The sequence below is a fragment of the Acinetobacter sp. NigerLNRRAM0016 genome (genome assembly GCF_054112845.1).
Window position 1 is genome coordinate 234,912 of sequence record NZ_JBSYVT010000001.1, and the last position, 26,715, is coordinate 261,626.

Here is a 26,715-nt window from a genome sequence, read left to right on the forward strand (position 1 = left end):
GTCCCTCTTTCTCAAAGAGGGATTTAGGGAGATTTAATGGAGAGAATTAGTCACCATTTTTCAGTTCAATGTTGATACCTAAAGAACGGATCTCTTTGGTCAATACGTTGAACGATTCAGGCATACCTGGGTCCATGTAGTGGTTACCATCTACAATGTTCTTATAGATACGGGTACGACCTTCAACGTCATCCGACTTCACAGTAAGCATTTCTTGAAGTGTATAAGCTGCGCCATAAGCTTCAAGTGCCCAGACCTCCATCTCACCGAAACGCTGACCACCGAATTGAGCTTTACCGCCCAATGGTTGTTGCGTTACTAATGAGTAAGAACCAGTTGAACGCGCATGCATCTTGTCGTCAACCAAGTGGTTCAACTTCAGCATGTACATATAACCAACAGTTACAGGACGGTCGAAACGCTCACCTGTACGTCCATCAAACAATACCGTTTGACCAGAACGTGGAATTTCAGCCAACTCAAGTAACTCTTTGATTTGCTCTTCTTCAGCACCATCAAATACAGGTGTTGCTAAAGGTACACCAGCGCGTAAGTTACCCGCCAATACCAAGATTTCATCGTCAGTTAAGCTGTCTAGATCTTCTTGCTGACCGCCAACTTTGTTGTAGATCTTGTCAAGGAAGATACGTAATTCAGCAATTTCACGTTGTTGTTTGAGCATCTTATCGATTTGCTCACCCAAACCTTTCGCTGCCATACCCAAGTGAGTTTCAAGAATCTGACCCACGTTCATACGCGACGGTACGCCCAACGGGTTCAATACGATATCCACTGGTACACCATTGGCATCATGCGGCATGTCTTCAACAGGCAAGATGTTGGATACAACACCCTTGTTACCGTGACGACCCGCCATCTTATCACCAGGCTGGATACGACGTTTAACTGCAAGGTAAACCTTCACAACTTTCAATACGCCAGTTGTAAGTTCATCACCTGTAGAAAGTTTGCGTTTTTTCTCAGCAAACTTCTCGTCAATTTCGAAGCTCTTCTCTTTCAAGAACACTTGAATTTGCGTCAAACGCTCAGCAATTGCTTCATCGCTTGGCTGGATTTCAAGTAAGTCAACCAACTCTAAGCCAGACAACATATCTTCAGAAAGTTTGTCGCCACGCTTGGTACCGCCACCGCCATTCGATTCTTGACCCGTCAACAAGCGAACCACACGTTCACGAGCTGCTTCTTCGAAGATTTTATATTCTTCTTTCAAGTCTTTACGGTAAGCATCTAATTGAGCTTTCTCAATTGCAAGCGCACGTTCATCTTTTTCTAAGCCATCACGCGTGAATACTTGAACGTCGATGACTGTCCCTTTCGTGCCCGATGGAACACGTAAAGAAGAGTCTTTTACGTCAGCCGCTTTTTCACCGAAGATTGCACGAAGCAGTTTTTCTTCAGGTGTTAATTGCGTTTCACCTTTAGGCGTTACTTTACCGACAAGGATGTCACCCGCAGCAACTTCAGCACCGATATAAACGATACCAGACTCATCCAGTTTAGAAAGAGCAGCTTCACCCACGTTCGGAATATCAGCGGTAATTTCTTCTGCACCCAATTTAGTATCACGTGCAACACATGACAATTCTTGGATATGAATCGAAGTTAAACGGTCTTCTTGAAGGACACGCTCAGACAATAAGATCGAGTCTTCATAGTTATAACCATTCCACGTCATGAACGCGACGCGCATGTTTTGACCTAGCGCAAGTTCACCGCCATCTGTAGATGGACCATCAGCCAAGACGTCACCGCGAGCAACTTTGTCGCCCATACGCACTACAACGTTTTGGTTGATACATGTATTTTGGTTAGAACGTGTGTATTTGATCAGGTTATAGATATCTACACCTGCTTCACCCGCAACCATTTCTTCTTCGTTGACACGAATCACGATACGAGAAGCATCCACGTATTCAATCGCACCACCACGGTTTGCGATGACACACACACCCGAGTCACGCGCTACGTTTGCTTCCATACCTGTACCAACAAGTGGCTTGTCAGCCAATAATGTCGGAACAGCCTGACGTTGCATGTTCGAACCCATTAATGCACGGTTCGCGTCATCGTGTTCAAGGAACGGAATCAATGATGCTGCTACAGATACAACCTGCTGAGCAGATACGTCCATATGCGTCACTTTTTCAGGAGGCATACGTACGAAATCACCTTGGTGACGTACAGAAACAAATTCTTCTGTTAAATGGTTGTCCGCATCAACGGCAGAGTCGGCCTGTGCAATAACAGTACCTACTTCTTCAATCGCAGATAAGTATTCAACTTCGTCTGTTACACGACCATCAACAACTTTACGGTATGGAGTTTCCAAGAAACCGAAGTTATTACATTTTGCATAAACAGAAAGCGAGTTGATCAAACCAATGTTTGGACCTTCAGGCGTTTCAATTGGACATACACGACCATAGTGAGTTTGATGTACGTCACGTACCTCAAAGCCTGCACGCTCACGTGTCAAACCACCAGGACCAAGCGCAGATACACGACGTTTGTGTGTAATCTCAGACAATGGATTGTTTTGATCCATGAACTGAGACAATTGGCTTGAACCAAAGAATTCTTTGATTGCAGCAGCAACTGGTTTCGCGTTGATTAAATCTTGCGGAGACAAGTTGTCTGTTTCTGCTTGGCTTAAACGCTCTTTTACAGCACGTTCAACACGAACTAAACCAACACGGAATTGGTTTTCAGTCATTTCACCAACAGAACGCACTCGACGGTTACCCAAGTGGTCGATATCATCCACTTCGCCTTTACCGTTACGGATTTCAACTAATGTTTTTAATACATCAGTGATATCACCGTTTGAAAGAATACCTTCAACTTCACGTGACTTCTGGTCAGTACCCACTTCATATGGACGACCAAGACGACGGTTAAACTTCATACGACCCACTGGCGATAAGTCATAACGCTCAGAAGAGAAGAACAAGTTGTTGAATAAGTTTTCAGCCGCTTCTTTTGTTGGTGGCTCACCTGGACGCATTACCTTGTAGATTTCTACAAGTGCTTCTTCACGACCTGTCGTCGTATCGGCACGTAATGTATCTGCGATGAATGAACCGCGGTCGATGTCATTAGTGAACAGAATATTGAACTGTTTCACACCGCCTTCAGCCAATTTCACCATGATTTCATGGCTCAACAAGGTGTTAGCAGCAATCACTTCACCATCACGTAAAGTAATGTCTTCAGCAGTGATACGCTCGTACAAGTATTCATCTGGAACAGAAAGCTTGGTTAAGCCAGCAGCTTCCATTTGACGTACATGACGCGCATTGATACGTTTACCTTGTTCAACAATCACTTTGCCGTCATTATCAGCAATGTCGAATTGCGCCATTTCGCCACGTAGACGTTCTGGTACAAGGTCAATTTGATAGCTACCCATGTCTAAATAGACAGGTACTTTCTCGTAGAACAAGTCTAGAATTTGTTCGTTGCTGTAATCCAATGCACGAAGCACCACAGTCGCCAATAATTTACGACGACGGTCAATACGTACATAGACTAAGTCTTTCGCATCAAATTCAAAGTCTAACCATGAACCACGGTAAGGAATAATACGTGCTGAATAAAGCACTTTACCGCTTGAATGGGTTTTACCCTTGTCATGGTCAAAGAACACGCCCGGTGAACGGTGTAACTGAGATACGATTACACGCTCAGTACCATTAATAACGAAAGTACCGTTATCCGTCATGAGTGGCATTTCACCCATGTACACTTCTTGCTCACGCACGTCTTTGATTGATTTCGTTTCACGATCTTTAATGATCAAACGAATTTTTACACGCATTGGTGCCGCATAAGTTGAGCCACGAAGAATACATTCGCGTACATCAAACTCTGGCTTACCAAGACTATACTCAACAAATTCTAGAGCAGCATTGCCAGAATAACTTTCTATAGGAAAAACTGAACGAAATGCGGCTTGGAGACCGATATCTTCGCGGCTTTTTGGTGATTTGCCATCTTGCAAGAACGTTCTGTACGAGTCGACTTGAATCGCGAGCAAGTACGGAGCATCCATAACACTAGGCAATTTACCAAAATTCTTACGGATCCGTTTCTTTTCGGTATATGAGTATGCCATCTGGAGTCCTCGGAAAGTAAACTAAACCCGCCTGCAGAACGGGTTTAGAAGGAATTACGCAGGCCGATATGGCCACCACTGTTTACAAATGCTGCAATTTTTAGTGGTATTAAAACGCTTAACAATATTTTTTAAATGGAAAAATATTGGTAAGCGTTTAAAGTTTGTGTTTATTGTTTAAATTTGATGATTTTTACGTCAATCAAATTACAGTCGAGCCGATTATTGTAACGCAAAAAGGCTGATGACCCAAGAGCCATCAGCCATTTTGTGGAGCCGATTATAAAAAATCGACTCCCCTTAAGATTACTTAAGAGTAACTGTAGCACCAGCTTCTTCAAGTTTCTTCTTAAGCTCTTCGCCTTCTTCTTTAGACACGCCTTCTTTAAGAACTGCAGGGGCGCCTTCAACCATATCTTTAGCTTCTTTAAGACCAAGGCCAGTAGCTTCACGAACTGCTTTAATTACAGCAACTTTGTTAGCACCGAAAGAAGTCAACTCTACGTTGAATTCAGTTTGTTCTTCAGCAGCAGCAGCAGCGCCAGGAGCAGCAGCTACAGCTACAGCAGCAGCAGATACGTTAAATTTTTCTTCGAAAGCAGAGATAAGTTCAACAAGTTCAAGAACTGTTTTTTCAGCAACTGCGTTTAAGATTTCTTCGTTAGTTAAAGCCATGAGAATAACTCCAAATGGATATTGAATGGTGTGAAAGTAGGATTAAGCCGCTTCTGACTCGTTTTTCTCTTTGAGCGCTGTAATAAGGCGACCCAATTTCGAAATAGGAGCTTGAAGAACAGACGCAAGCATAGTAAGCGCTTTTTCTTGGTTCGGAAGATTTGCGATAACGCTAACTTCAGCACCTTGATAAACTTTGCCATCAAAGGCAGCAGCTTTAAGTTCAAATGCTTTGTTAGATTTTGCAAATTCTTCGAACAAGCGTGCAGCTGCACCCATGTCGTCTTCAGAAGTTGAGAAACCGAGAATGGTTGGGCCAACAAGATCGTCGTTCAAGATATTGAATTGAGTATCTTGAAGAGCGCGTTTAGCTAAAGTATTACGCACGATACGTGTAGTAACACCCAACTTACGAGCTTCAACACGAAGTTGTGTTAATTGCTCTACGCTTGAACCTTGATAGTTAGCCACAACAACAGAAAATGCCTTAGCAGCTACATCGCTAACTTCAGCAACAATCTGTTTTTTGTCTTCGATAAGAAGAGCCATTGTAAAACCTCCTAACGGTGATTTATGTACCTGTGAAGGCACACCCCAATTCGTAAGTCCTTTCAGACTTACACGCGGAGGAGGAATAAATCACACCACCGCGTCTACTCAGGCTGGGTTATTAAGAGAGAGGCATAAAACCCCTCTCGCCCGAGGTCTTTGACGCTGATAAATATATATTTATCAATTCAAAGTTTGCCTAAGTTCGCAAAATACGACAGCGCGTTTCTTGCGTAAAAATCAAAGCAGCACTTTGATTTTTACTCAGGGCTTTAAAATTCTGGACTAAGTCAAACTTAGTTAGAAACGTTGTTTACATCAACAACAAGACCAGGACCCATAGTTGAGCTCAAAGTGATCTTTTTGATGTATACACCTTTAGAAGTAGCTGGCTTTAATTTTTTCAAGTCAGCAACTAAAGTTTCAACGTTTTGGCGAACAGCTTCAGCAGTGAAACCTACTTGACCGATCGCAGCGTGGATAATACCTGCTTTGTCAACACGGTAGCGTGCTTGACCAGCTTTAGCATTTTTAACTGCACCAGCAACGTCTGGAGTCACAGTACCCACTTTCGGGTTTGGCATCAAACCACGTGGACCAAGGATTGTACCTAATTTACCTACAACGCGCATTGCATCTGGAGCAGCAATCACTACGTCGAAGTCAAGGTTACCTTGTTGAATGCTTTCAGCAAGATCATCAAAACCAACGATGTCAGCGCCTTCAGCTTTAGCAGCTTCAGCAGCAGCGCCTTGAGCAAACACAGCAACACGTACAGTTTTACCAGTACCTGCAGGAAGTGTAGTCGCGCCACGAACAACTTGGTCAGATTTACGAGGGTCAACACCTAGGTTTACCGCAACATCCAAAGATTCTTTGAATTTAGCAGCTGGTAAGCTAGAAAGAACTTGTACTGCTTCTTCCAAAGTGTAAACTTTGTTTGCTTCAATAGCAGCAGCAATGGCTTTTTGACGTTTAGTTAACTTTGCCATGTCTTATAGCTCCACTTCCAAGCCCATAGAACGTGCAGAACCAGCGATGGTACGAACACGTGCGTCTAAATCAGCACCAGTTAAATCTGGTTCTTTAGTAGTCGCGATTTCTTCTAACTGAGCACGAGTCAACTTACCAACTTTAGTTTTGTTAGGTACAGATGAACCCTTTTGGATACCAGCAGCTTTCTTAAGAAGAATAGATGCAGGTGGAGTTTTCATGATGAATGTGAACGACTTATCGTTGTACACAGTGATCACTACTGGAATTGGAAGACCTGGTTCAACTTTTTGTGTAGCAGCATTGAATTCTTTACAGAATGCCATGATGTTAACACCACGTTGACCTAGTGCAGGACCAATCGGTGGAGATGGATTTGCTTTACCAGCTGGAACTTGCAGCTTGATATAGCCGTCAATCTTCTTAGCCATTTCAATTACCTCTGGGTACGAACGCCTTTTACAGCTCCCCAATATTTTCTTGCAGTGGTATCCACTACAACAACAATGCCCGATTCAAGAAATCGGGCGTTTTAAACCAATTCAGATTAAATTGTTTTTTCGACTTGGCGAAATTCCAATTCAACTTGTGTTGGTCGATTAAATACATTAATCGTCAACGTTAAACGTGACTTATCGTATAGAACTTCTTCCACCACGCCTTTAAAGTCGGTGAATGGACCGTCAATTACGAGTAATTCTTCGCCTGGTTCAAACATCGTCTTCGGACGAGGTGCTTCACCAGTATTGCGTACACGAGCAAGAATCGCGTCTGCTTCACGCTGGGTAATTGGTGCAGGTTTTTCTGCTGTACCACCGATGAAACCTAAAACTTTAGGACACTCTTTTACGATGTGCCAAGTTTCATCATTCATTTCCATTTCAACTAACACATAGCCAGGAAAGAATTTACGCTCAGACTTACGCTTCTTACCATCCTTCATTTCTACCACTTCTTCAGTAGGAACGAGGACTTCACCAAAGCTATCGGCTACAGCGCTACGCTGGATTCGATCATTAAGTGAACGCATCACCTGTTTTTCATAACCTGAATAGGCATGAATAATGTACCAACGTTTCATAGCTCTCTTACCCGATAATAAACTTCATTAACCAGCCCAAAATATAGTCAAAACACCACAATAAAATAGATGCTACAACGACTACTGCAAGAACCTGCCATGAGGTGGTCACGGTCTCTTGCTTGGTTGGCCATGTGACACGACGCAATTCAATACGCGCATCTTTTAGCAAACGAACAAAGCCTTTGCCTTGATGGGTGGCGTATAATAAACCTAAAGCCACAACGATACAAGACAAAATTACACCAACACGCACCCAAATATCATTTGCTGGTGCCCAGTATGCTGGCAAGTGCTGATTTACCATGGTTGCACCAATGATTAAAATCAATGCAATAATCCATAGCACAACATCTAATGGTGAGCCAGAACTGACAACTTCAGCAGAATTATTTCTTTGAGGGATAGGCGCGTCGCTTAATGCGTCACGCGATTTATCATTCGACATTTTTTTACTCGTCGTAGAATTCGCGATTTATTATATGACTAGTTTAGCCAGCATCAAGCTCTTTTACGAAAAAAGTGGCAGGCCAGGAGGGACTCGAACCCCCAACATTCGGTTTTGGAGACCGACGCTCTACCAATTGAACTACTAGCCTGAAGAGTAAGTCGAGAATCGAAATTCTCGACTTAAAACATATGTACTTATTATGCAGTTACTTTCGCAACAACACCAGCACCTACTGTACGACCACCTTCACGGATCGCAAAACGTAGACCTGGGTCCATTGCGATTGGGTGGATCAATTCTACTGACATTTCAACGTTGTCACCAGGCATTACCATTTCCACGCCTTCTTGTAATTGGATCGCACCAGTTACGTCAGTCGTACGGAAATAGAATTGTGGACGGTAACCGTTAAGGAACGGAGTATGACGACCACCTTCTTCTTTAGAAAGTACGTATACTTCTGCGTCGAATTTAGTGTGTGGCTTGATTGTACCTGGTTTAGCAAGTACTTGGCCACGTTGTACATCTTCACGCTTAGTACCACGAAGAAGAATACCACAGTTCTCGCCCGCACGGCCTTCATCAAGAAGTTTACGGAACATTTCAACGCCAGTAACTGTAGTTGTTTGAGTATCACGGATACCAACGATTTCTACAGATTCGCCTACTTTCACGATACCAGCTTCTACACGACCAGTTACTACTGTACCACGGCCAGAGATAGAGAATACGTCTTCGATTGGCATTAAGAATGCTTTGTCGATAGCACGTTCTGGTTCTGGGATGTAAGAGTCAAGCGCTTCAACAAGAGCAAGAACTGAAGGCTCACCGTACTGACCAGCGTCGCCATTAAGCGCAGCAAGAGCAGAACCACGGATAACTGGAGTGTCATCGCCTGGGAAGTCATAAGTAGAAAGAAGTTCACGAACTTCCATTTCTACTAATTCAAGTAATTCTTCGTCGTCAACAAGGTCGCATTTGTTTAAGAATACGATGATGTAAGGTACACCAACCTGACGTGAAAGAAGGATGTGTTCACGAGTTTGTGGCATTGGACCATCAGTCGCAGCACATACAAGGATCGCGCCGTCCATCTGAGCAGCACCAGTAATCATGTTTTTAACATAATCGGCGTGGCCCGGGCAGTCTACGTGAGCGTAGTGACGAGTTGGAGAATCGTATTCTACGTGTGAAGTATTAATTGTAATACCACGTGCTTTTTCTTCAGGAGCAGAGTCGATTTGTGAGTAATCTTTCGCTTCACCGCCGTAAGTTTTTGCACAGATCGTTGCAATCGCAGCAGTTAAAGTAGTTTTACCATGGTCAACGTGACCGATTGTGCCCACGTTTACGTGTGGCTTATTACGTTCAAACTTAGCCTTAGCCATGTTTATATTCCTCGTTTACGTCGAACACACTTCTGAGAAAAGCTCAGCATCGACATATCGCCTAAAAAAGCAGACACCCAATACTTGAAAAGCAGACTAATAAGCCTGCTTTTTAAAATCTTTGTAGAATATCTACTAAACTGTATCTGGAGCTCTTATCGAGATTTGAACTCGAGACCTCTCCCTTACCAAGGGAGTGCTCTACCACTGAGCTATAAGAGCAATCATCTTCGATGGAGCGGGAGACGAGGGTCGAACTCGCGACATGTAGCTTGGAAGGCTACCGCTCTACCAACTGAGCTACTCCCGCTTAATGTTGGTAATGTACCACTTCAATCGAAGTCAATGGTGGTGAGAGAAGGATTCGAACCTTCGAAACTTTCGTAGCGGAGTTACAGTCCGCCCCCTTTGACCGCTCGGGAATCTCACCATATCACACTTATTTCAGTGTCGTTCTTTACTTCACAACTACACACCTTTAAGATGGTGCCGGCACACGGATTCGAACTGTGGACCTACTGATTACAAGTCAGTTGCTCTACCAACTGAGCTATGCCGGCTCTTCTTAGTGTTTCGTACATTTCGTATCGGAACGGTGTGCAGTTTAGCAAAACTTAGAATCCTTGCAAGTGTTTTTTTCAAAAAAATTGCGAAAAACTCATAAAATCAATCCATTTGACGATAATTCAACCGCTTTGATCACTGCGCGAGCTTTTATTTGGGTTTCATTCCACTCAGATTCAGGATTTGAGTCCGCAACCAGCCCTGCTCCAGCCTGAACATAGACCTTATTTTCACGAATGACACAGGTACGAATCGCAATCGACATGTCCATTTCACCATGCCAGCCTAAATAACCAACAGCACCACCAAAAATTCCACGTTTTACTGGTTCAACTTCGTCAATAATTTCCATGGCACGAATTTTTGGCGCACCAGAAAGTGTGCCTGCAGGGAAAGTTGCTTTAAAAACATCCAATGCATCTACATCATCACGTACTTCACCTTGCACATTGGAGACAATATGCATCACATGCGAATAACGTTCGATCACCATTTGATCAGTCACTTGTACTTTACCAATTTTAGAAACGCGACCAACATCATTACGTCCCAAATCAATCAACATTAAGTGCTCTGCAATTTCTTTTTCATCGGAAAGTAAATCTTTTTCCAACGCCAAATCTTCTTCTTTGGTTTTGCCACGTGGACGTGTGCCTGCTAAAGGTCGGACTGTGGCAATTCCGTTTTCTAAACGCGATAGAATTTCTGGAGATGAACCAACAATATGAAACGGCTTCTGATCTTCTAACGTCCGTCCTTGTACCAAGAACAAATAGGGCGATGGATTTAAGTGACGTAAAGCACGATAAACCTGTAATGCCTCACCATCAAAATCCGAAACCATACGATGTCCAGGCACCACCTGCATCACATCCCCTGCACGAATATACTCTTTGACCGTTTCAATTGACTCAAGGAACTTGTCTTTGCCCGTTAATGATTCAAAATGCGGTGCGGTATGTTTCTTCGCTTGCAAACTCACAGGGGTTGCTAGCAACCTTTCTAATATATCAAGCTGTGTTTGCGCTTTAAAGTAAGCTTCTGGATCATTCACATCGGCATGCACAATCAAAAACAGGGTGTCTTTTAAATTATCAAACACGATTACAGTTTTAGACAGCATCATCCAGATATCTGGCAAGCCTACTGGATCGGCTTCAGGTACATTATTGAGGCGTGGTTCGATATAACGCACCGCATCATAGCCAAAATACCCCACTAAACCGCCTGTAAAGTTTGGCAAAGTAGGTAAATCTGCTTGGGTTGGCACTTTAAATTGCGCTAGAAAATCACGAATGTATTGGAATGGATCGGCACAGGCCTGCTTTTCATGTGAACCATTAACATGCTGAATGGTGAGCTGTCCCGCATTACAGGAAAACACGGTCGACTCACCCAAACCAATAATCGAATAGCGCGCCCAGTTTTCACCACCCTCAACCGACTCGAATAAGTAGGCTTGCTGATGACCCTTTAGACGGGCAAAAACAGATAAGGGGGTTTCGGTATCCGCCAAACGTTGACGGTAAACGGGAATCAGGTTGTAGCCTTGTGTTTTTAATTGTTCGTATTGCACTTGAGTCGTCATAAGGTTCTCTTTAAATTTTCGATTAGGGTCAATTCAATTTTTCGTTACATCAGACTGAGCGACGCCATCGAAAAGCTTTACAACGACTCATGTGTCATTATTCCTTTTACAAATTATGCTGTGATTAATTCTCTTAAATCATCCACCACAAGTTGTGGTTGGCAATCCTGTATATCTTCTCCATGATTATAACCATAGCTTACGACAATACAATCAATACCCGCACGTCGTGCTGCTTCGACATCATTGCTTGAATCACCAAACATCAGTGTTTGAGATTTTTCAACCTGATATTCCTCGACACAATGCAATAACTGACGTGGATGCGGCTTACGCTCTTCAAAGCGATCACCACCAATGACATCGACAAAGTATTTCGACATCCCCAATGCTTCAACAATCATGCGTGCAGGTAGCTCAGGCTTATTGGTCACACAAATCATGGTTTTATTCTGTTGTAAGCCCCATTCCAGAAATTCCAGAATGCCGTGAAAAGGACGTGTTTCCACACAAGGCTCTGCATTGTAAATTTGCAAAAAGGTATCGAGCAATTGCTTATGCTGTGCAGGATCGACCTCGCCTGTGAGATATTGCAAGGTGCTGTGACAGAAAATTGAAGTCCCCTTTCCTACCCAAACACGGACTTGCTGCTCCGTGACCAATGGCAATTGAAGCACATTCAGGCTCATATTCATCGCACGATATAAGTCGGTTGCCGAATCGACCAAGGTTCCATCCAAATCAAACAGCATTAATTCACGGCGATCTAATTGTGCAATATTCATAAGCGACCCAAATTCTTCAGTAATAAAAAAGGCATGCCAGAGCATGCCTTTATTGTAGGGATTTCCCAGATTATTTAAACATCACCCACGCCAAGATGGCTAAAATCACCAAAACAATAATAGTGATTAAACCCAACGACGCATTTTTCTGTTGTACACGCTCTTCTTCGACACGCGAAACTGGTTGCTCAACGGGAATTGGCTCTGGATTTGGCGTGGCTTTAGACACATCCACACCTTCAGGAATTGGTGCAGGTTTTGGCACAGAGACATTCTGTGGCATACCATCTCGACTTAACTGCACATTGCCATCACGCTCAGTCAAGCTAGGCATTCCTTGATCATTCATCTGTTCTGCTGCGGTTTTTTCTGCAGTCGTTTCAGATGGTGCAACAGCTTCTGCAGGCTGCTCTACTAAGGTTTCAGCCTCTACAACGTCTGCCGATTGCGCAGGCGCTAACACGGAAAATTTAAAGCTGGCGAACTGAACAATGTCGCCCTCTTGTAATGGACTTTCAGTTTCAATTCTTAAGTCATTCACAAAAGTGCCATTAGATGAGTTTAAATCTTGCACCCATAACGCTTGTTCTTTTAACAACAACGCGGCATGTTTACGTGACACTTCTGCTGACTGCAACAACACATCTGCTTCTTGATGACGCCCAACCAACATATCGCGGTCAATGCTGATTTCCTGCCCCGCGTATTCACCCGTAATTGCCTGTATCTTCCAAGTCATTACATTATCTCTTTATTGATTTTGCATCATCATACCATGCAAGCAGTACATTTCAATTTTGCCCATTTACCATTAAGACGCTGGACGAACACTGATGGTGGTCACGGTATTTTTTGTTTTTTCCACTTCGGATTTCGGCACAGGCGTACTACTGATCGCAGGTTCAATCGCAACAGGAGTTGTTACGGCCACAGCATTAGATGGCTGTGCAGCAGAAGGCACTGACTGATAAGGACTGGTACGTGGTGCGCCAGATTTCACAGGCAAACGCTGCATATAAGCGTCATCTACCTGCTCAGGCAACTTGGCAAAACTACCATCTTTATCCAACGCCAACTGCAAGCTATACAACTGGCTATAGCGTTGCTGAGATAAGCGACGTACATCTTCACCGCTACCGACAATTGTTGGATGGATAAACACCAATAAATTGCGCTTCTGATTGGATTTCGAATCCGATCTAAATAAGCGCCCAACACCGGGAATTGCCCCCAATCCTGGCACAGATTGACGACTATAAACCGAATTATCTGAAATTAGACCACCCAAAACCACGGTTTGTCCATGTTCCGCCAGAATTGCAGTTTTAATCGCTCTTTTACTTGTCACCAGATCCGAAGCCTGACCTTTGCTGCTTTTCACTCCAGAAACTTCCTGCTCAACTTCCAAGCGAACCGTGCCATTTTCGCCAATGTGCGGAATCACTTTCAGCGTGACACCTACATCTTTACGCTCAATGGTGGTATAGGGGTTGACTGTGCCATTACTGGTACTCACTGATCCTGTCACAAACGGGACGTTCTCACCCACCACAATATAAGCTTCTTCGTTGTCCATGGTCACAATCGAAGGTGTTGAAAGCAGATTGGACTTGGTATTTTCCTTGAGCGCCTGAATCAGTGCACCATAAAGCTGACGTGAGCCATCACTGCTTTCTTTATAGTCACCCAGCACCAATGAACTACCAGCACCCGTCAATGCCTGCCCCAAACCAGAAGCACCGCCAGTTAAATAACCTGCTGCCAGACTCGCCAAACTTGAACCCACATTATCAAAGCTGATTAAGCCCACGCCGCTACTAATATCCCCCAAAGCCCATTGCACGCCAAGCTGATCGGCATCAGTGCCTTCAACTTCAATAATTGCCGCTTCAATCAGGACTTGCTGACGACGAATATCCAGTTGCTGAATCGCTGATTCGATTTCTCGCATCAATTGTGGATCGGCTTTGACCACCAGAGCATTTTGCGAACTGTCCGCAATGATACTGATGCCGTTGGCATTAAAACTGGTAATGTTATTTTGATTGCTACTCGAAGAACCTCCACCCAAATTAATAGATGGCGTCGAAATACTTGAAGAGGATGAACTGCTAGAGCTGGTGCTGTTATTACTATTTCCCAACATGCTGCTGTTCGAATTCGAAGCGCTGCTTCCCTTACTATCAGAGCCTGAAACTGCCTGCCCTGTCACTAAACCCTGTAAGATTTCCGCTAAATTTTTGGCACTGGCATATTTCAGACGAAAAACCTTCAACCCACCCAAGCGGTCCGCAGCAGGCACATCCAACATTTCAATCAACTGACGTAAACGCTTACGAGTTGCGGTATCACCTTTAATCAAAATGCGATTGGTCCGGTTATCCGCAATCACACGCACACGAGCACCTTTCAGGTCTTTGGCCGCACCCGTTGCTGTCATGGAATCCAATAAGCCAATCATTTCTTCAGCTTGGCTGGATTGCAAAGTAATAGCTTCAATATCGTGCTGGTCAGTCCCGTCCAAATTACGAATGATGGTTTCCAGTTGATAAATATTGCTAGCACGATCTGACACAATCAGTGCATTCGCCCCTGGCACAGCCGATAAGTTTGCGAACTGCGGCATCAATGGACGTAGTGCAGGAATCAAATCATTGGCATTGGTATTTTCCAGCCAGATCACACGGGTGACTATTTGATCCCCTGTCGCGCGCTTACGTGCATCGTAGGGAATACCAGAGCTTTTCACATTGCTGTCTGGCACAATTTTGACGGTATTACCTGAGGGAATCGCAACCACGCCATTTACATTTAATACCCCAAGGAACAGGTCATACACTTCATTTTTGTTCAGTGGCTTATTGGAAATCACCGTCACATTGCCACGCACACGCGGATCCACCGCAAAGTTTTTACCCGTAATATCGGCTACTTCATTAATAAATGCCGTTAAATCTGCATCACGTAGGTTAATTTTCCATGTTTGCGCATAGGTACTGCTACTTACAGCAGCAATTAAAGGTGCACTTGCGAGCAAAGCCCAAACTGGACGATTAGTATGAAATAAAGCCATATACTTCTGTGTTTCCTAACCCTAGGGGCGATTTCTCATCATTTAAAAATTTTGTTGTATGGTCATCACCTGATCACCACGTTTTATTTCAAGTTTGACTTGCCCTGCTTGTTTGGCTTGTTCAAGTAATTGTGCATCATTCTGTCCTTGTCCCACATTCTGTCCATTTAAAGACAAAATCCGGTCCCCAGGCTGCAATCCCAAAGTATTCCTTAATGCCGCTGGGGTTTTACTGGTCACCTCATAGCCTTCACCTGTTGCCGCCCCTACCCCCATATCTGCCAAGAACTGGTCACGGTTCTGCTGCATTTGCTGCACCGCCTGCCCCAGAGCATGCTGCGTCGTCGTTGGTGCTGTCGCTGTAGGCAAAGAGGTTGTCCCTGCGGGCGGAACGATCGGCTGATCTAAACCATTCGCAATACGGTTAAATGCCACTTCTCGGGTTTGCCCTGCCGCATCCCGCAACACAACATGATCCCAATACACTTCGGCCAATTGAAAGGCTGTACCTGCCAATGTTTCACCGACACGATATCGGTCAGCCACTTGATTGACTTTAATCACAGCGGAAGAGTATTGATTCGGATAGGACACCACCACGCCTTGCAAACTCAAATTATTGAGATTACTCATGCTGGCAGTATTGGACTCCTGAAACAAAGTAAATGCGCTGATATTAGGAACTTGCGGCTGCTGTGAACCTAACTGTACACGCTCTAGCTGCATAGGCATTGGCGGAGCGACCCACAACCAAAAAATACTGGCCAATTTCCAGCTTAGATAGGTCAACAATAACGCAAATAACCACGGTGCAAAACGATCCAACTGCCCAATGTTGAGTTTCTGTAGTTTGTCTTGTAACGCGCTCATCACATACCACCTTTCAATAGCGGTTGACGTGAACTCACCACATAAGTATCCAGACCTGCTTTACCCTGATAAGAAGGCACATTCATGAGCATACGCTGGGTAATCTGCACATCCAGCATCAGATTCTTATCCAATAACAGTTTTATCATTTTTTGGTCACGTTGATCACGTACATCAATATTCAGGACTTGATCACGATCACTCAAGCTTCCTTTTAAACTTGGGATATTCATTTGTTCTTGGCGTTGCGCAAACGTGTAAGTGAGTTCTCCACCGATCCATTGTGTTGCACCTTCAACCTTTTGAAAGCCATGTTCTTTTTGATATTTAAACTGAATATCTTGCAATTGAATCGGATTACTCGGCCATTGCCAATCTGCTACGCGCTTTAAGGTCTCAGGGGCTATTTCGCCAGAAAGCTCTTTAACCATCCAACGCTGTCCCAAACCATAACCGACTACCCCTTGCAACTGGGTACGGCCACTATGAATCTCAACTTGAGCACCTAATCGGAGTAACAATAGATCTAGGGGACGCACTTTCCAATTCAATGAGCCTTTTAATGCACCTTGATGCCAATCCGCCTGCCCCTGCCAAATATTGCCACTGACATTTTGTAGCACCTGGTTATTTTTATAAAATTTTGAAACGAGCCAAGCTGCTGGAATTTGCAGCACAACGAAAAATAAAAATGTACTTAAGGCAAAAATCCACCATCCAAGGTGCTTATTTTTTTTTGTCATCCCACCACAACCAACATCACTATTTTTCTTCCTAAAATATATATTTTATCTTTGCCACCCATTATGCACACTTTTTTTTCACCGCCAATTGATCAATATAAAAAAACCAAGCAGTTTTGCTTGGTTTGAATAATTTAATCAGATTGGATGACAATCTTATGAAGATTAGATAAGGAAATCTTCAAGTTTTGCACCTTTTTCCAATTCAGCCACTAACCAGCGCGGTTGTTTACCACGACCAGTCCAAGTTTCTGAAGCATCTGATTTATTGCGATAACGTGGTTCTACAGATTTACGAGTACTTTTCTTACGTTTAGTTGCGCCAAACTCTAAGATTTGTTCAATACTCAAACCTACTTTATCAGCAACATCCATAATCTGAGTATAAGCATCTTCAATTGCTTGATCTTTTTTAGAAACGATTAAGGCTTCCGCTTCTACTTGTAAACGCTTTAACTCTTCTACAGATAAATTACTAATGTCTGGCATCATATTAACTCCATTAAATACGATTTAATTTATAACACTGGATTATCATATTTTTATTAAATCCAATATTCAACACTTATATTTAAATTCACAACAATATACAAACAGTTTAAATAAAATAATCTAGATTCACTATTTAATAGTGCATCAGAATTAAATTAAATGTCCGACCGCATGTTCCATTTTGAGAATTTTTTCACGAATATCTTCTGGGATTGCCGCCTTTTGCATATTTTCTTGATCGACACACACGATCACTGCTTCTGCCGTTGCCACGAGTGCATTTTGTGCAGTGCTGAATAATTGATAGGTCATGCGCATTGCACTATTACGTAACTCATCCACTCGAACTGCAATTTTCAATTGATCAGGATAAAATACGGGACGTAAATATTTGCACTGATTTGATGCAACGACAGTTAATACTTTTTGTTCAAATATATTTAATGCATCAAAATAATTAATTCGTGCACTTTCAATATAGCGATAATACATCACATTATTTACATGACCAAAAGCATCCATATCCCCCCACGCGACATTTTGCTCATGCACGACTGGATATTCATTGAATAAAGACATATATTCCCTTAAATCTTAATTTTCATAAAATTTGCATTATTTTCAAAGATAAAATTTAACTGTTGAATCAAATCTTCACGATTTTTCAACGTCGATTTAATCCTCAAATAATTCATCAGCACATTATCAGGATATAAAGTTAATAATTCATCTGCTTTATTGAACCGACCAGTCGCGTCATAGACATGCCATTTTGCAAAGGTTAAAACAGGCAGCGACGGATACTTCAATTCCCAGTCCTGAATATGCTGTTCCACATCACTATAATTCGGCACTTGTTTCAACAACTGCTGCTGGAACCACAAATAAAAAACTTCTGCATTAAATTGCTGATCAAGCAAATGCAGGGCCAAATCTTCATGTTGCTGACTTAAATCGGGTAAGCGCGACAATAATTTCAACCATAAGGTTTTAATTGAATAACTCCGAGTTTCAATTTCGCTGGATAAATCTAAATAGCGCTGCTGCAAATCTTGCAAATTTTCAAGACTGGCACGATCAAACTGCTGTAACAGTTGTTCTAACCAAGCTTGCTTGGTTGCTTCATCCAGATGACCATATTGCATGGAACGTAAATATTGCCATGGAAACTGTACCGCAAATGCTCCCCATAACTCAGTTAAACGTTGCTCATAGGCCGTTTCTACATCTTTCAACCATGGAGAGAGTTCATGCTGGGTTAAAAACTCAAGGTGTGTCAGTGCCTGCTCTGCATCCTGCTGTGCAAGGAAAACCTGAATCCGCTGAATTTCTGCCAACTCAAATGCCATGGCATGACTCTGACTCAGTACCGACAAGGCTTCAGGATATTGTTGCTGCATCAAATACAGGCGTGAATCAATCACCCCACGCAACAATCCCGACTGGGTAAATGCATTCTGAATAAACTGCTGTTGCTCCCGTCCTGCATCCAAGAGCCAAATCACCGCCAACTGTTCATAAGGATGCAAGGTTTTGAAATCATAAATGGCTGTTTGCTTTCTTTGCTCACGGGTAAAATAACGTTTAAGCAATAACCAAACCAGCTGAAAGATAAAACCCAACACAGCCAATACGATAAACACAAACCAGACATTGCTCTGGAATTGCCATTCACGCCAATAGACGTAGACATAACCTGCGCCATAGCCATAACTCAAAACACTGAGCAATGCGATGAAGATCAGACAGATAAATACATAAGCCAAAAGAATCTGTTTCATATTAAGATCCCAGCAAAGCGCGTGTATTCAGGACTGGCATTGGAATAATGCTGAATCCTTTGATCTTCTCGACTTGCTGACGCAATTTCTGTGCCTGCGCATCAGGCAAGCTGGCTAAAATCTGGATAATCTCGTTTAAATCTTTTTGATATTCTAAATACTGCCCCTGCGTTAAGGCCTCACGTGCGACCAGTAAACGCAACTGTACTTCCTTCAAAATAATCGCCCGTTGCATCAATTGAGTTGCGGGCTGAGTAGCGGGTTGCAATACAAACCAGCGTTGCCAGAATGAGCTATTCTCCGCACTCGCTGGACGCATTTGCCCTTGTTTGATTTCTTGGGTTAATGCCAAATCAAGTTGTTGTGATAATTGTTGGATTTGTTGCTGTTGTTCTATCCGCGCTTGTACCGTCTGCTGGATCAGCTTCTGGTCTTTTGCAATCGCCTGATGCAAACTTTGTTTGAGGGCTGGTGCTAAAGCATACTGTTCCAGTTTCAGATTCAGCTGAGCCAACTTTTCTAAAGCATAATGATATTGCTGTTGCTGTAAGGCAAAACCCACCAAGTCTAATTGTTGACGAATCAATGCCATCGGATCAATCTGCAGCATGCTATTTGCCGCTGGTTCACCCGCAGCAGCAGGTGCTGATGCAGTGGTCGCTGCTTCAGACGGCTTAGGATTCTGACGTTGCAACGCCACAAGTTGATCGTTCAGACTGGCGCTATTACTTTCTAATTGCTGTAATGTGTTCTGCATGACCGTCTGGGTTTGATTCAATTGAAAAAGGTCATAACTTAATTTGGCAATCCATGCCACACAGACCAAAATCACAATAATTAAAAACTTTTTCATGCATTTCTCGGCATCGCCCGCAGGCACTGCAATATTGTTTCAGTACTTAAATCGGATAATAAATGAAGATGGAATTCTAAATGCTGCTGCTTTTGGGCTTTAAGCAGCAGTTGAAATAACCGCTCACCGAGCACCATAAAGTGCCCATGTGCAAAAAGGCGCTGATGGGATTGCATCAAAGCCAGCCAGTTCAGCCAACTGGCTTCACTGCTGATCAGCACACTATAAGACTGATGCTGTTGCAATTGTGCGACAACTTGCCCAAAATTTTGCATCGTTTGCGTCGGGCAACGACGCTGATACAAGATAAAATTTAAAATCGACACGCCCTGTTGTTGCAGGGTCTCCATCATAAATTGGCGTCCGCCTTGCCCACGCCAAAAAGCGATACAAGACGATGAAGACAAATGCTGCAGGAGTGGAATTTGTAACATTCCCTCTGAGGTTTCGACTTCAGGCACATGACTCTGGATTCCATACTCTGCCAAGGCTTGTGCGGTTTTTTCACCAACCGCAATCCATTGTAAGGCTTGCAGATCCTGCAACGTCAAACCACTGCGCTGCAAGCCTGCCATCCCAAACTCCACAGCAGAAGGACTCACCACCACGACACAACTTACCTTGGACAACTGCTGATACAAGCCCTGCAAATCTGCAGACCAAGCACATGCTTCTAATTCCAATAATGGAACATCTAGAACCTGAATATCTGCTTGCGCCAAAGCTAAGCTCAATTCCTGTGCACGCGCCTGCGGACGAGTATTAATAAACAACATGACTTAATGCAAAGCTCGTAACAGCTCTCCAGCACCTAAATCGAGCAAGCGTTTTGCCAAAGTTTCACCCAATTGTTCCGCATCAGCCACAGATCCACTTAATTCTGCAACCAGTAGATTCGCACCATCGACACTACCAACACGCCCTTCAATATGAATTTGCTCGTCATTTAAGGTTGCATAGCCTGCAATCGGCACCTGACAACCGCCTTCCAAATAGGCATTAAATGCGCGTTCTGCACGGACACAGGCAGAAGTTTCTGCATGTAATAACGGCTGAATCAGATTGAGCACCTGTTGGTCGTTTGCACGACACTCCAAGCCGAGTGCACCCTGTCCGACCGCAGGAAGACTCACACTGGCAGGCAAAGTATGGCGAATACGCTCCGCTAAACCGAGTCGTTTTAATCCTGCACTCGCCAAAATAATGGCATCATACAAACCTGCATCCAGCTTAGACAGGCGCGTCCCAACGTTGCCACGTAAATCAATGATATCAAGGTCTGGGCGTTGTTTTAAAATCTGGCATTTACGGCGCAAGCTTGATGTTCCGACTTTGGCACCCTGTGGCAAGTCATCAAAATGCGCATAGCTGTTTGAAACAAAAGCATCAAAAGGATCTTCACGCTCGCAAATCACCGCCAGACTTAAACCTTCAGGCAGTGCCATCGGTACATCTTTCATGGAATGTACCGCCAAATCTGCACGACCATCCAGCAAGGCTGCTTCAAGCTCTTTAACAAACAAGCCTTTGCCACCGATTTTGGCCAGCGGAGTATCTAAAATTTTATCGCCTTGAGTCACAAACGTTACCAGTTCTACTTTTAAATCGACATAACGTGCCTCTAAGCTAGAACGAATAAATTCTGCCTGCCATAAAGCAAGTGGGCTTTGGCGTGTTGCAATCTTCAAAGTTTTCATAAATTTTTAGATACATTGAATGAAGTCAGTTATTCTAAACTTAACTTGCAAACTTTAAAATGCAAGCAGAATTACCAATTCCATGCACGAAATCGTAGATTCATGTTCAAAGTTTCTGAATTCGTTCACGTAAATAGGGTAAATGGCGTCGACTGACCGATAAACGCTCGTCCAGCTCACGACAACGGACTTGATATTGCCCAGAATTGATCAGCTCCAAACCTTCCAGATAATGCACCGAAACTAAGGCATTACGATGAATACGGATAAACTGCTGACCAAACTCCTGTTCCAGATCTTTTAAGGTTTCATCAATCAGTACGCTGCCATTTTTATGGCGAACCGTGACATATTTTTGATCGGCTAAAAAATAATAAATATTTTCGACGGGTACCAATTCCACGCCACGATAAGTTTTCGCCGCGATTTGATGGCGTTGTTCTAGATTATCCATATCTTCTTTTTGTTCTAAGTGACTCACTTGCGCTTGCGTGAGTTTAGTCAGTTGATCCAAAACCTGCTGCAATTCCTGTTGCATAATCGGTTTAAGTAAGTAGCCCTCGGCATGCGATTTAAATGCATCCAAAGCATGCTGATCGTACGCTGTACAAAACACAATGGCGGGTGAAGGCTCCAACTGACGCAAGAATTGCGCACAGGTCAAACCATCCATTTCTGGCATTTGTATATCTAACAACACCACATCGGGTTGATAAAATTGCACCATCTCAATTGCTTCCTGACCATAAGCGGCAGTTGCAATGACTTGATGCCCCATTTGTGTGACCAATCTGGATAAACGCTCTACTGCAAGAGGCTCATCATCACAAATTAGGATGTCCATTCTTACTCCTTCGTTCAGTTAACATGGTTTATTTTTATAAGTTAACCGCCACTGTTCTACTTATACGGATATTGCACCACAGTGGTATACATCCCATCCCCTGCAAAGGTTCGAAAGATGACCGAACGCCCATAATATGCCATCAGGCGTTGTTTTACATTATCAATGGCAATACCGTGTCCTTGTCGTAAATTTATTTTATCCTGTATGTACGGGTTTGTAATGACGATATTGACTTGATTGTGTGTAATTTCGACCAATACACTGACTGTACTGGTTGATAAATTTTGCTCAACTCCATGAAAAATACTATTTTCTAGTAAAGGTTGTAAAGTCAGCAGCGGAATTTGCACCTGTGAAAATAATTCAGGATGCAGCAACTTCCACTCTAAATGTAAGCGCTTGCCTAGGCGAATTTGCTCAATGGCTAAATAACGTTGGCACAGTTCAATTTCATCTTGCAACTTGACCAATTTTAATTCTTGAAAGCTGGCACGAAATAAGCGTGATAAGTCCAAAAGCATCTGCTCCGCCTTATCGGGATCAACCGCAATTAAACTGATCGCACTATTTAAACTATTAAAAAGAAAATGTGGATGAATTCTTGCCTGCATGGCCTGAATACGGGCATTTAACTCGCTATGCTGCTGCCGCGTCCATTGTTCCCGAATATACAAATAGCGAAAACAAAAGGCTCCCAATAAGCCGCCATAACTTAAATGCAGCACCACACCCTGCAATGCCGTCCCCAAGGTTAAACCCCGAAAGGTAAAATTCTGCCCAAAAAATAAAAATACATTCAAAATGAAAGTTGTGCTGAAAATAATCCCTTGCAACAGCACAAAACCGAACACCAGCAGAGCGGTGAGCCCCCATTGCTGCAAGCGTAGTTGTAAACGTTCAATAATGGCGGTAAAAGACAGCAACACCCAGTTGATATAAAGCATAAACAACAACACGCGTGCTGTACTTAGGGCTTGCCATGAATGCGCTTCCGCCAAGGCCAATAAAATGGCCAATAGATTCCCTGCCACACACAGCTCGGCTAAATTTTGCCAACGCCCTGCCGTACTAAAAAAATAAGAATAAGCAGGCTTAGATCGATTTTGTCTGAAAGAATGCGATACTTGGGCTTCGGCAACTGCTTTTGAATTTGCTATACTCTGTTTGATTTGCCGATTTTTTATTTTACTGAGCCGACATGACCACATCTTCTAATTCCTCTAATCCGTCACAAGCCCAGACTTCTGGCATGTGGGGCGGTCGTTTTACTGAAGCGACTGACGCTTTTGTTGCAGAATTTACCGCATCTGTTCAATTTGACCAACGCTTTTATAAACAAGATATTGCAGGCTCTATTGCCCACGCAACCATGTTAGCAAAAGTTGGCGTACTGACCGAATCTGAACGTGATGACATTATTCAGGGTTTAAGTACCATTCAAGCTGAAATTGAAGCAGGTAATTTTGAATGGCGTATTGATTTAGAAGATGTGCATATGAATATTGAGTCGCGCTTGACTCAACGTATTGGCATCACTGGTAAAAAATTACATACTGGTCGTAGCCGTAACGACCAAGTGGCCACGGATATTCGTCTGTATGTGCGTGATGAAATTGATGCCATCTTAGAATTATTGGCAAAATTGCAAAAAGGGATTTTGTCTTTAGCGGCAAAAAACACCGACACCATTATGCCGGGTTTCACTCACCTTCAAACTGCGCAGCCTGTGACTTTTGGTCACCACCTGTTGGCATGGTTTGAAATGTTGGTGCGTGATTCTGAGCGTTTAATTGACTGCCGCAAACGTGTTAATCGCATGCCTTTAGGTTCGGCTGCACTTGCAGGGACCACTTACCCAATCGACCGTGCTTATACGGCTGAGTTGCTTGGTTTTGAAGCCGTGTCTGAAAACTCGTTGGATGCCGTATCTGATCGTGACTTCGGGATTGAGTTTAATGCTGCAGCATCCCTAATTATGATGCACTTGTCCCGTATGTCTGAAGAATTGATTCTATGGACGTCTGCTCAGTTTAAATTCGTAAATATTCCTGACCGTTTCTGCACAGGCTCGTCAATCATGCCGCAGAAGAAAAACCCAGATGTTCCTGAGTTGGTCCGTGGTAAAACAGGTCGTGTTTACGGTGACTTGATGAGCTTGTTGACCCTCATGAAAGGTCAGCCATTGGCTTACAACAAAGACAACCAAGAAGATAAAGAACCACTGTTTGATGCAATTGATACTGTACGTGGTTCACTCATGGCATTTGCAGACATGATTCCTGCCTTAGTGCCAAACATTGAGATCATGCGTGAAGCCGCTCTACGTGGTTTCTCAACTGCAACTGACTTGGCGGATTATCTGGTGAAGAACGGGGTTGCTTTCCGTGATGCACATGAAATCGTCGGTAAAGCCGTAGCGTTAGGCGTACAAGAAGCGAAAGATTTATCTGAGTTAACCCTTGAGCAACTTCAGCAATTCTCTGATTTGATTCAAGCAGATGTGTTTGAAAAAGCACTCACTTTAGAAGCATCAGTGAATGCACGTAATCACATTGGTGGTACTGCACCTGCACAAGTCGAAGCAGCGATTGCACGTGCTCACCTTCGCTTAGAAAAGCTTTACGCTTAAGAGGTCTTGCAATGACACGTCAAGTATTCTGCCGTAAATATCAAAAAGAGATGGAAGGTTTGGACTTTGCGCCATTCCCTGGTGCCAAAGGTGAAGAGCTGTTTAACAATATCTCTAAACAGGCATGGCAAGAATGGTTAAAACACCAAACCACGCTGATTAACGAAAAGCGTTTGAACGTGTTTGAACCAGAAGCCAAGAAGTTTCTAGAAGAACAACGCGAGAAATTCTTCAGCAATGACAGCAGCATTGAAACTGCCGAAGGCTGGAAACCTGAAGCTTAAGCTTTAGCGTATTTCCTCTTAAAAAGACCAGCATCCGTGCTGGTCTTTTTATTGATCGCGAGTTGATTTTCTTGACCCAAAAGGCACTTGCATCAAGCTTTGGGATGATGATCATGATTTCAAGGGATAAGATATAAAAAGCTACATATCCTTAAATAAGGCTACATTTGCACACAATATCCTACATGAGTAATGCGCAGCATCTCACTATAATGACAATTAAGGAGATGGAGACATCTCTGAACACTAGAAGAATATCCCCCTATTCATTTTCTTCCCAGATTTCCCCCAAAGTCTGGGATTTTTTTTAACTTGCTGCGCTTGAATTTATTTTCCGCTCAAGCTAAATCTTAGACAAATAAAAAGACCCACACCTTGCGTGTATGAGTCTCTTCAATTTTTAAAAGTTCAGTCGAAAATTCCAACTGAAAACAACGCAACTTAACGTTCTTGAACTTTTTCTTCAATTTCCGCCACGCTGGTATGGCGTACATCCAAGCCTTTTACCATATAGATGACTTGCTCGGAAATATTACGTGCATGATCGCCAATACGTTCCAGTGAACGCAATACCCACATCACATTAATCACACGTGAAATATGGCGTGGATCTTCAATCATATAGGTCATTAAAGTACGCGTTGCAGACTGGTATTCACGGTCAATATCGGCATCTGCCAACATGACACGTAAGGCTTGATCCACGTCTAAACGTGCAAAAGCATCCAAAGCATCATGAATCATGACACGTACTTGGTTGCCAATATGGCGGGTTTCCATATAACCGCGTGGTGAACCACCTTCTTCACACAGGGTTTGCGCGATACGAGCGATTTTCGCAGCTTCATCCCCAATACGTTCCAAGTCAGTATTGGCCTTACTCATGGCAATCACCATACGTAAGTCAATTGCAGCAGGATGACGGCGCGCGAGAATTAGAGTTAGCGCTTCATCGATTTCGCGTTCATAGCGATTCACCGTATTGTCTTGATACTGCACATCAATCGCCAGATTGGCATCGGTATCTAACAGCGCATGAATTGAATTCGCCACTTGCTGCTCAACTAACCCACCCATGGTCATAAATTTGGTATTGACCGCCTGCAAATCTTCGTTAAATTGCGAAGAAATATGATGGTTTAAAACAGGGTTACTTGGGCTCAAAATGCATACTCCACAACAGCGGTTAAAGACAAACGCTTTCGCTCAATATTAAAGCATATCTATTATGAACATT

General features: G+C 43.3%; 25 protein-coding genes and 5 tRNA genes. 2 read left to right on the plus strand and 28 right to left on the minus strand.

What is annotated here, in order from left to right:
* Positions 1–46: 46 nt before the first annotated feature.
* The 27 genes from rpoB to ACWQ4X_RS01250 all read right to left on the minus strand — a co-directional run bounded on the left by rpoB (position 47) and on the right by ACWQ4X_RS01250 (position 23,773).
* Positions 47–4,135 carry a DNA-directed RNA polymerase subunit beta gene (rpoB, locus tag ACWQ4X_RS01120; RefSeq protein WP_142769691.1) on the minus strand — a complete coding sequence of 1,363 codons (4,089 nt, stop codon included), beginning with the start codon at positions 4,133–4,135 and terminating at the stop codon, positions 47–49.
* 306 nt (positions 4,136–4,441) lie between these two features.
* A complete protein-coding gene (rplL, locus tag ACWQ4X_RS01125) occupies positions 4,442–4,810 on the minus strand; it encodes a 50S ribosomal protein L7/L12 (protein ID WP_016168444.1) in 369 nt (122 codons plus the stop codon).
* Positions 4,811–4,852: 42 nt separating this feature from the next.
* The gene (rplJ, locus tag ACWQ4X_RS01130) at positions 4,853–5,359 is read right to left on the minus strand and encodes a 50S ribosomal protein L10 (protein WP_100242783.1); all 507 of its coding nucleotides are present in this window, start codon (positions 5,357–5,359) and stop codon (positions 4,853–4,855) included.
* Positions 5,360–5,655: 296 nt separating this feature from the next.
* Complete coding sequence (gene rplA, locus ACWQ4X_RS01135; protein ID WP_161933128.1) at positions 5,656–6,351, minus strand: 50S ribosomal protein L1; 696 nt, start codon at positions 6,349–6,351, stop codon at positions 5,656–5,658.
* Positions 6,352–6,354: 3 nt separating this feature from the next.
* A complete protein-coding gene (gene rplK / locus ACWQ4X_RS01140) occupies positions 6,355–6,783 on the minus strand; it encodes a 50S ribosomal protein L11 (RefSeq protein ID WP_001074682.1) in 429 nt (142 codons plus the stop codon).
* 116 nt (positions 6,784–6,899) lie between these two features.
* On the minus strand, positions 6,900–7,433 hold the full coding sequence (nusG, locus tag ACWQ4X_RS01145; RefSeq protein WP_100242785.1) for a transcription termination/antitermination protein NusG: 534 nt from the start codon (positions 7,431–7,433) through the stop codon (positions 6,900–6,902).
* 7 nt (positions 7,434–7,440) lie between these two features.
* Positions 7,441–7,881 carry a preprotein translocase subunit SecE gene (secE, locus tag ACWQ4X_RS01150; protein ID WP_100242786.1) on the minus strand — a complete coding sequence of 147 codons (441 nt, stop codon included), beginning with the start codon at positions 7,879–7,881 and terminating at the stop codon, positions 7,441–7,443.
* A gap of 75 nt (positions 7,882–7,956) precedes the next feature.
* Positions 7,957–8,032, minus strand: a tRNA-Trp gene (locus ACWQ4X_RS01155).
* A 49-nt stretch (positions 8,033–8,081) separates the two neighbouring features.
* Entirely contained in the window at positions 8,082–9,272 is a 1,191-nt protein-coding gene (tuf, locus tag ACWQ4X_RS01160; RefSeq protein ID WP_100243336.1) for an elongation factor Tu, read from the minus strand.
* 147 nt (positions 9,273–9,419) lie between these two features.
* Positions 9,420–9,494: transfer RNA gene (locus ACWQ4X_RS01165), tRNA-Thr, on the minus strand.
* A gap of 12 nt (positions 9,495–9,506) precedes the next feature.
* Positions 9,507–9,582: transfer RNA gene (locus ACWQ4X_RS01170), tRNA-Gly, on the minus strand.
* 36 nt (positions 9,583–9,618) lie between these two features.
* Positions 9,619–9,702, minus strand: a tRNA-Tyr gene (locus ACWQ4X_RS01175).
* A 54-nt stretch (positions 9,703–9,756) separates the two neighbouring features.
* Positions 9,757–9,832, minus strand: a tRNA-Thr gene (locus ACWQ4X_RS01180).
* 98 nt (positions 9,833–9,930) lie between these two features.
* Entirely contained in the window at positions 9,931–11,424 is a 1,494-nt protein-coding gene (gene trpE, locus ACWQ4X_RS01185) for an anthranilate synthase component I (protein WP_457902415.1), read from the minus strand.
* A 113-nt stretch (positions 11,425–11,537) separates the two neighbouring features.
* Positions 11,538–12,209, minus strand: a complete 672-nt coding sequence (locus tag ACWQ4X_RS01190; protein ID WP_457902416.1) for a phosphoglycolate phosphatase — start codon at positions 12,207–12,209, stop codon at positions 11,538–11,540.
* Between the two features lie 70 nt (positions 12,210–12,279).
* Complete coding sequence (locus ACWQ4X_RS01195; protein ID WP_457902417.1) at positions 12,280–12,948, minus strand: FHA domain-containing protein; 669 nt, start codon at positions 12,946–12,948, stop codon at positions 12,280–12,282.
* Positions 12,949–13,020: 72 nt separating this feature from the next.
* Complete coding sequence (gspD, locus tag ACWQ4X_RS01200) at positions 13,021–15,282, minus strand: type II secretion system secretin GspD (RefSeq protein WP_457902418.1); 2,262 nt, start codon at positions 15,280–15,282, stop codon at positions 13,021–13,023.
* A 42-nt stretch (positions 15,283–15,324) separates the two neighbouring features.
* A complete protein-coding gene (locus tag ACWQ4X_RS01205; protein ID WP_457902419.1) occupies positions 15,325–16,152 on the minus strand; it encodes a type II secretion system protein N in 828 nt (275 codons plus the stop codon).
* On the minus strand, positions 16,152–16,895 hold the full coding sequence (gspN, locus tag ACWQ4X_RS01210; RefSeq protein WP_457902420.1) for a type II secretion system protein N: 744 nt from the start codon (positions 16,893–16,895) through the stop codon (positions 16,152–16,154). Before gspN ends, ACWQ4X_RS01205 begins: the two co-directional genes overlap by 1 nt.
* A 165-nt stretch (positions 16,896–17,060) precedes the next feature.
* Complete coding sequence (locus ACWQ4X_RS01215) at positions 17,061–17,387, minus strand: H-NS histone family protein (RefSeq protein WP_100242553.1); 327 nt, start codon at positions 17,385–17,387, stop codon at positions 17,061–17,063.
* A 150-nt stretch (positions 17,388–17,537) separates the two neighbouring features.
* On the minus strand, positions 17,538–17,966 hold the full coding sequence (locus tag ACWQ4X_RS01220; RefSeq protein WP_457902421.1) for an acyl-CoA thioesterase: 429 nt from the start codon (positions 17,964–17,966) through the stop codon (positions 17,538–17,540).
* 8 nt (positions 17,967–17,974) lie between these two features.
* A complete protein-coding gene (locus ACWQ4X_RS01225) occupies positions 17,975–19,168 on the minus strand; it encodes a heme biosynthesis protein HemY (RefSeq protein WP_457902422.1) in 1,194 nt (397 codons plus the stop codon).
* 1 nt (position 19,169) lies between these two features.
* The gene (locus tag ACWQ4X_RS01230) at positions 19,170–20,021 is read right to left on the minus strand and encodes a hypothetical protein (RefSeq protein WP_457902423.1); all 852 of its coding nucleotides are present in this window, start codon (positions 20,019–20,021) and stop codon (positions 19,170–19,172) included.
* Positions 20,018–20,797, minus strand: coding sequence for a uroporphyrinogen-III synthase (locus tag ACWQ4X_RS01235; RefSeq protein WP_457902424.1), 780 nt, complete (start codon positions 20,795–20,797; stop codon positions 20,018–20,020). The genes ACWQ4X_RS01230 and ACWQ4X_RS01235 overlap by 4 nt, the downstream gene beginning before the upstream one ends.
* Positions 20,798–20,800: 3 nt before the next feature.
* Positions 20,801–21,718 carry a hydroxymethylbilane synthase gene (gene hemC, locus ACWQ4X_RS01240; RefSeq protein WP_457902425.1) on the minus strand — a complete coding sequence of 306 codons (918 nt, stop codon included), beginning with the start codon at positions 21,716–21,718 and terminating at the stop codon, positions 20,801–20,803.
* Positions 21,719–21,824: 106 nt separating this feature from the next.
* Positions 21,825–22,562, minus strand: a complete 738-nt coding sequence (locus ACWQ4X_RS01245) for a LytR/AlgR family response regulator transcription factor (RefSeq protein ID WP_457902426.1) — start codon at positions 22,560–22,562, stop codon at positions 21,825–21,827.
* 56 nt (positions 22,563–22,618) lie between these two features.
* Positions 22,619–23,773: a sensor histidine kinase gene (locus ACWQ4X_RS01250; RefSeq protein WP_457902427.1), complete on the minus strand. Its 1,155-nt coding sequence runs from the start codon at positions 23,771–23,773 to the stop codon at positions 22,619–22,621.
* Here ACWQ4X_RS01250 and argH point away from each other — a divergent pair.
* Positions 23,764–25,194 (plus strand): argininosuccinate lyase, encoded by a 1,431-nt coding sequence (argH, locus tag ACWQ4X_RS01255; RefSeq protein WP_171334103.1) that lies wholly within the window; start codon positions 23,764–23,766, stop codon positions 25,192–25,194. The two genes, ACWQ4X_RS01250 and argH, sit on opposite strands and share 10 nt — an antisense overlap.
* An 11-nt stretch (positions 25,195–25,205) precedes the next feature.
* On the plus strand, positions 25,206–25,478 hold the full coding sequence (locus tag ACWQ4X_RS01260) for an oxidative damage protection protein (protein WP_100242562.1): 273 nt from the start codon (positions 25,206–25,208) through the stop codon (positions 25,476–25,478).
* 441 nt (positions 25,479–25,919) lie between these two features.
* On the opposite strand, the gene phoU is transcribed toward ACWQ4X_RS01260, so the two are convergent.
* Positions 25,920–26,642, minus strand: coding sequence for a phosphate signaling complex protein PhoU (phoU, locus tag ACWQ4X_RS01265; RefSeq protein ID WP_100242563.1), 723 nt, complete (start codon positions 26,640–26,642; stop codon positions 25,920–25,922).
* Positions 26,643–26,715 lie beyond the last annotated feature (73 nt).

Bases quoted from the DNA above. Each gene is read 5' to 3' on its own strand.
- rpoB (WP_142769691.1), bottom strand. From the start codon at position 4,135: ATGGCATACTCATATACCGAAAAGAAACGGATCCGTAAGAATTTTGGT.
- rplL (WP_016168444.1), bottom strand. From the start codon at position 4,810: ATGGCTTTAACTAACGAAGAAATCTTAAACGCAGTTGCTGAAAAAACA.
- rplJ (WP_100242783.1), bottom strand. From the start codon at position 5,359: ATGGCTCTTCTTATCGAAGACAAAAAACAGATTGTTGCTGAAGTTAGC.
- rplA (WP_161933128.1), bottom strand. From the start codon at position 6,351: ATGGCAAAGTTAACTAAACGTCAAAAAGCCATTGCTGCTGCTATTGAA.
- rplK (WP_001074682.1), bottom strand. From the start codon at position 6,783: ATGGCTAAGAAGATTGACGGCTATATCAAGCTGCAAGTTCCAGCTGGT.
- nusG (WP_100242785.1), bottom strand. From the start codon at position 7,433: ATGAAACGTTGGTACATTATTCATGCCTATTCAGGTTATGAAAAACAG.
- secE (WP_100242786.1), bottom strand. From the start codon at position 7,881: ATGTCGAATGATAAATCGCGTGACGCATTAAGCGACGCGCCTATCCCT.
- tuf (WP_100243336.1), bottom strand. From the start codon at position 9,272: ATGGCTAAGGCTAAGTTTGAACGTAATAAGCCACACGTAAACGTGGGC.
- trpE (WP_457902415.1), bottom strand. From the start codon at position 11,424: ATGACGACTCAAGTGCAATACGAACAATTAAAAACACAAGGCTACAAC.
- ACWQ4X_RS01190 (WP_457902416.1), bottom strand. From the start codon at position 12,209: ATGAATATTGCACAATTAGATCGCCGTGAATTAATGCTGTTTGATTTG.
- ACWQ4X_RS01195 (WP_457902417.1), bottom strand. From the start codon at position 12,948: ATGACTTGGAAGATACAGGCAATTACGGGTGAATACGCGGGGCAGGAA.
- gspD (WP_457902418.1), bottom strand. From the start codon at position 15,282: ATGGCTTTATTTCATACTAATCGTCCAGTTTGGGCTTTGCTCGCAAGT.
- ACWQ4X_RS01205 (WP_457902419.1), bottom strand. From the start codon at position 16,152: ATGAGCGCGTTACAAGACAAACTACAGAAACTCAACATTGGGCAGTTG.
- gspN (WP_457902420.1), bottom strand. From the start codon at position 16,895: ATGACAAAAAAAAATAAGCACCTTGGATGGTGGATTTTTGCCTTAAGT.
- ACWQ4X_RS01215 (WP_100242553.1), bottom strand. From the start codon at position 17,387: ATGATGCCAGACATTAGTAATTTATCTGTAGAAGAGTTAAAGCGTTTA.
- ACWQ4X_RS01220 (WP_457902421.1), bottom strand. From the start codon at position 17,966: ATGTCTTTATTCAATGAATATCCAGTCGTGCATGAGCAAAATGTCGCG.
- ACWQ4X_RS01225 (WP_457902422.1), bottom strand. From the start codon at position 19,168: ATGAAACAGATTCTTTTGGCTTATGTATTTATCTGTCTGATCTTCATC.
- ACWQ4X_RS01230 (WP_457902423.1), bottom strand. From the start codon at position 20,021: ATGAAAAAGTTTTTAATTATTGTGATTTTGGTCTGTGTGGCATGGATT.
- ACWQ4X_RS01235 (WP_457902424.1), bottom strand. From the start codon at position 20,797: ATGTTGTTTATTAATACTCGTCCGCAGGCGCGTGCACAGGAATTGAGC.
- hemC (WP_457902425.1), bottom strand. From the start codon at position 21,718: ATGAAAACTTTGAAGATTGCAACACGCCAAAGCCCACTTGCTTTATGG.
- ACWQ4X_RS01245 (WP_457902426.1), bottom strand. From the start codon at position 22,562: ATGGACATCCTAATTTGTGATGATGAGCCTCTTGCAGTAGAGCGTTTA.
- argH (WP_171334103.1), top strand. From the start codon at position 23,764: ATGACCACATCTTCTAATTCCTCTAATCCGTCACAAGCCCAGACTTCT.
- ACWQ4X_RS01250 (WP_457902427.1), bottom strand. From the start codon at position 23,773: ATGTGGTCATGTCGGCTCAGTAAAATAAAAAATCGGCAAATCAAACAG.
- ACWQ4X_RS01260 (WP_100242562.1), top strand. From the start codon at position 25,206: ATGACACGTCAAGTATTCTGCCGTAAATATCAAAAAGAGATGGAAGGT.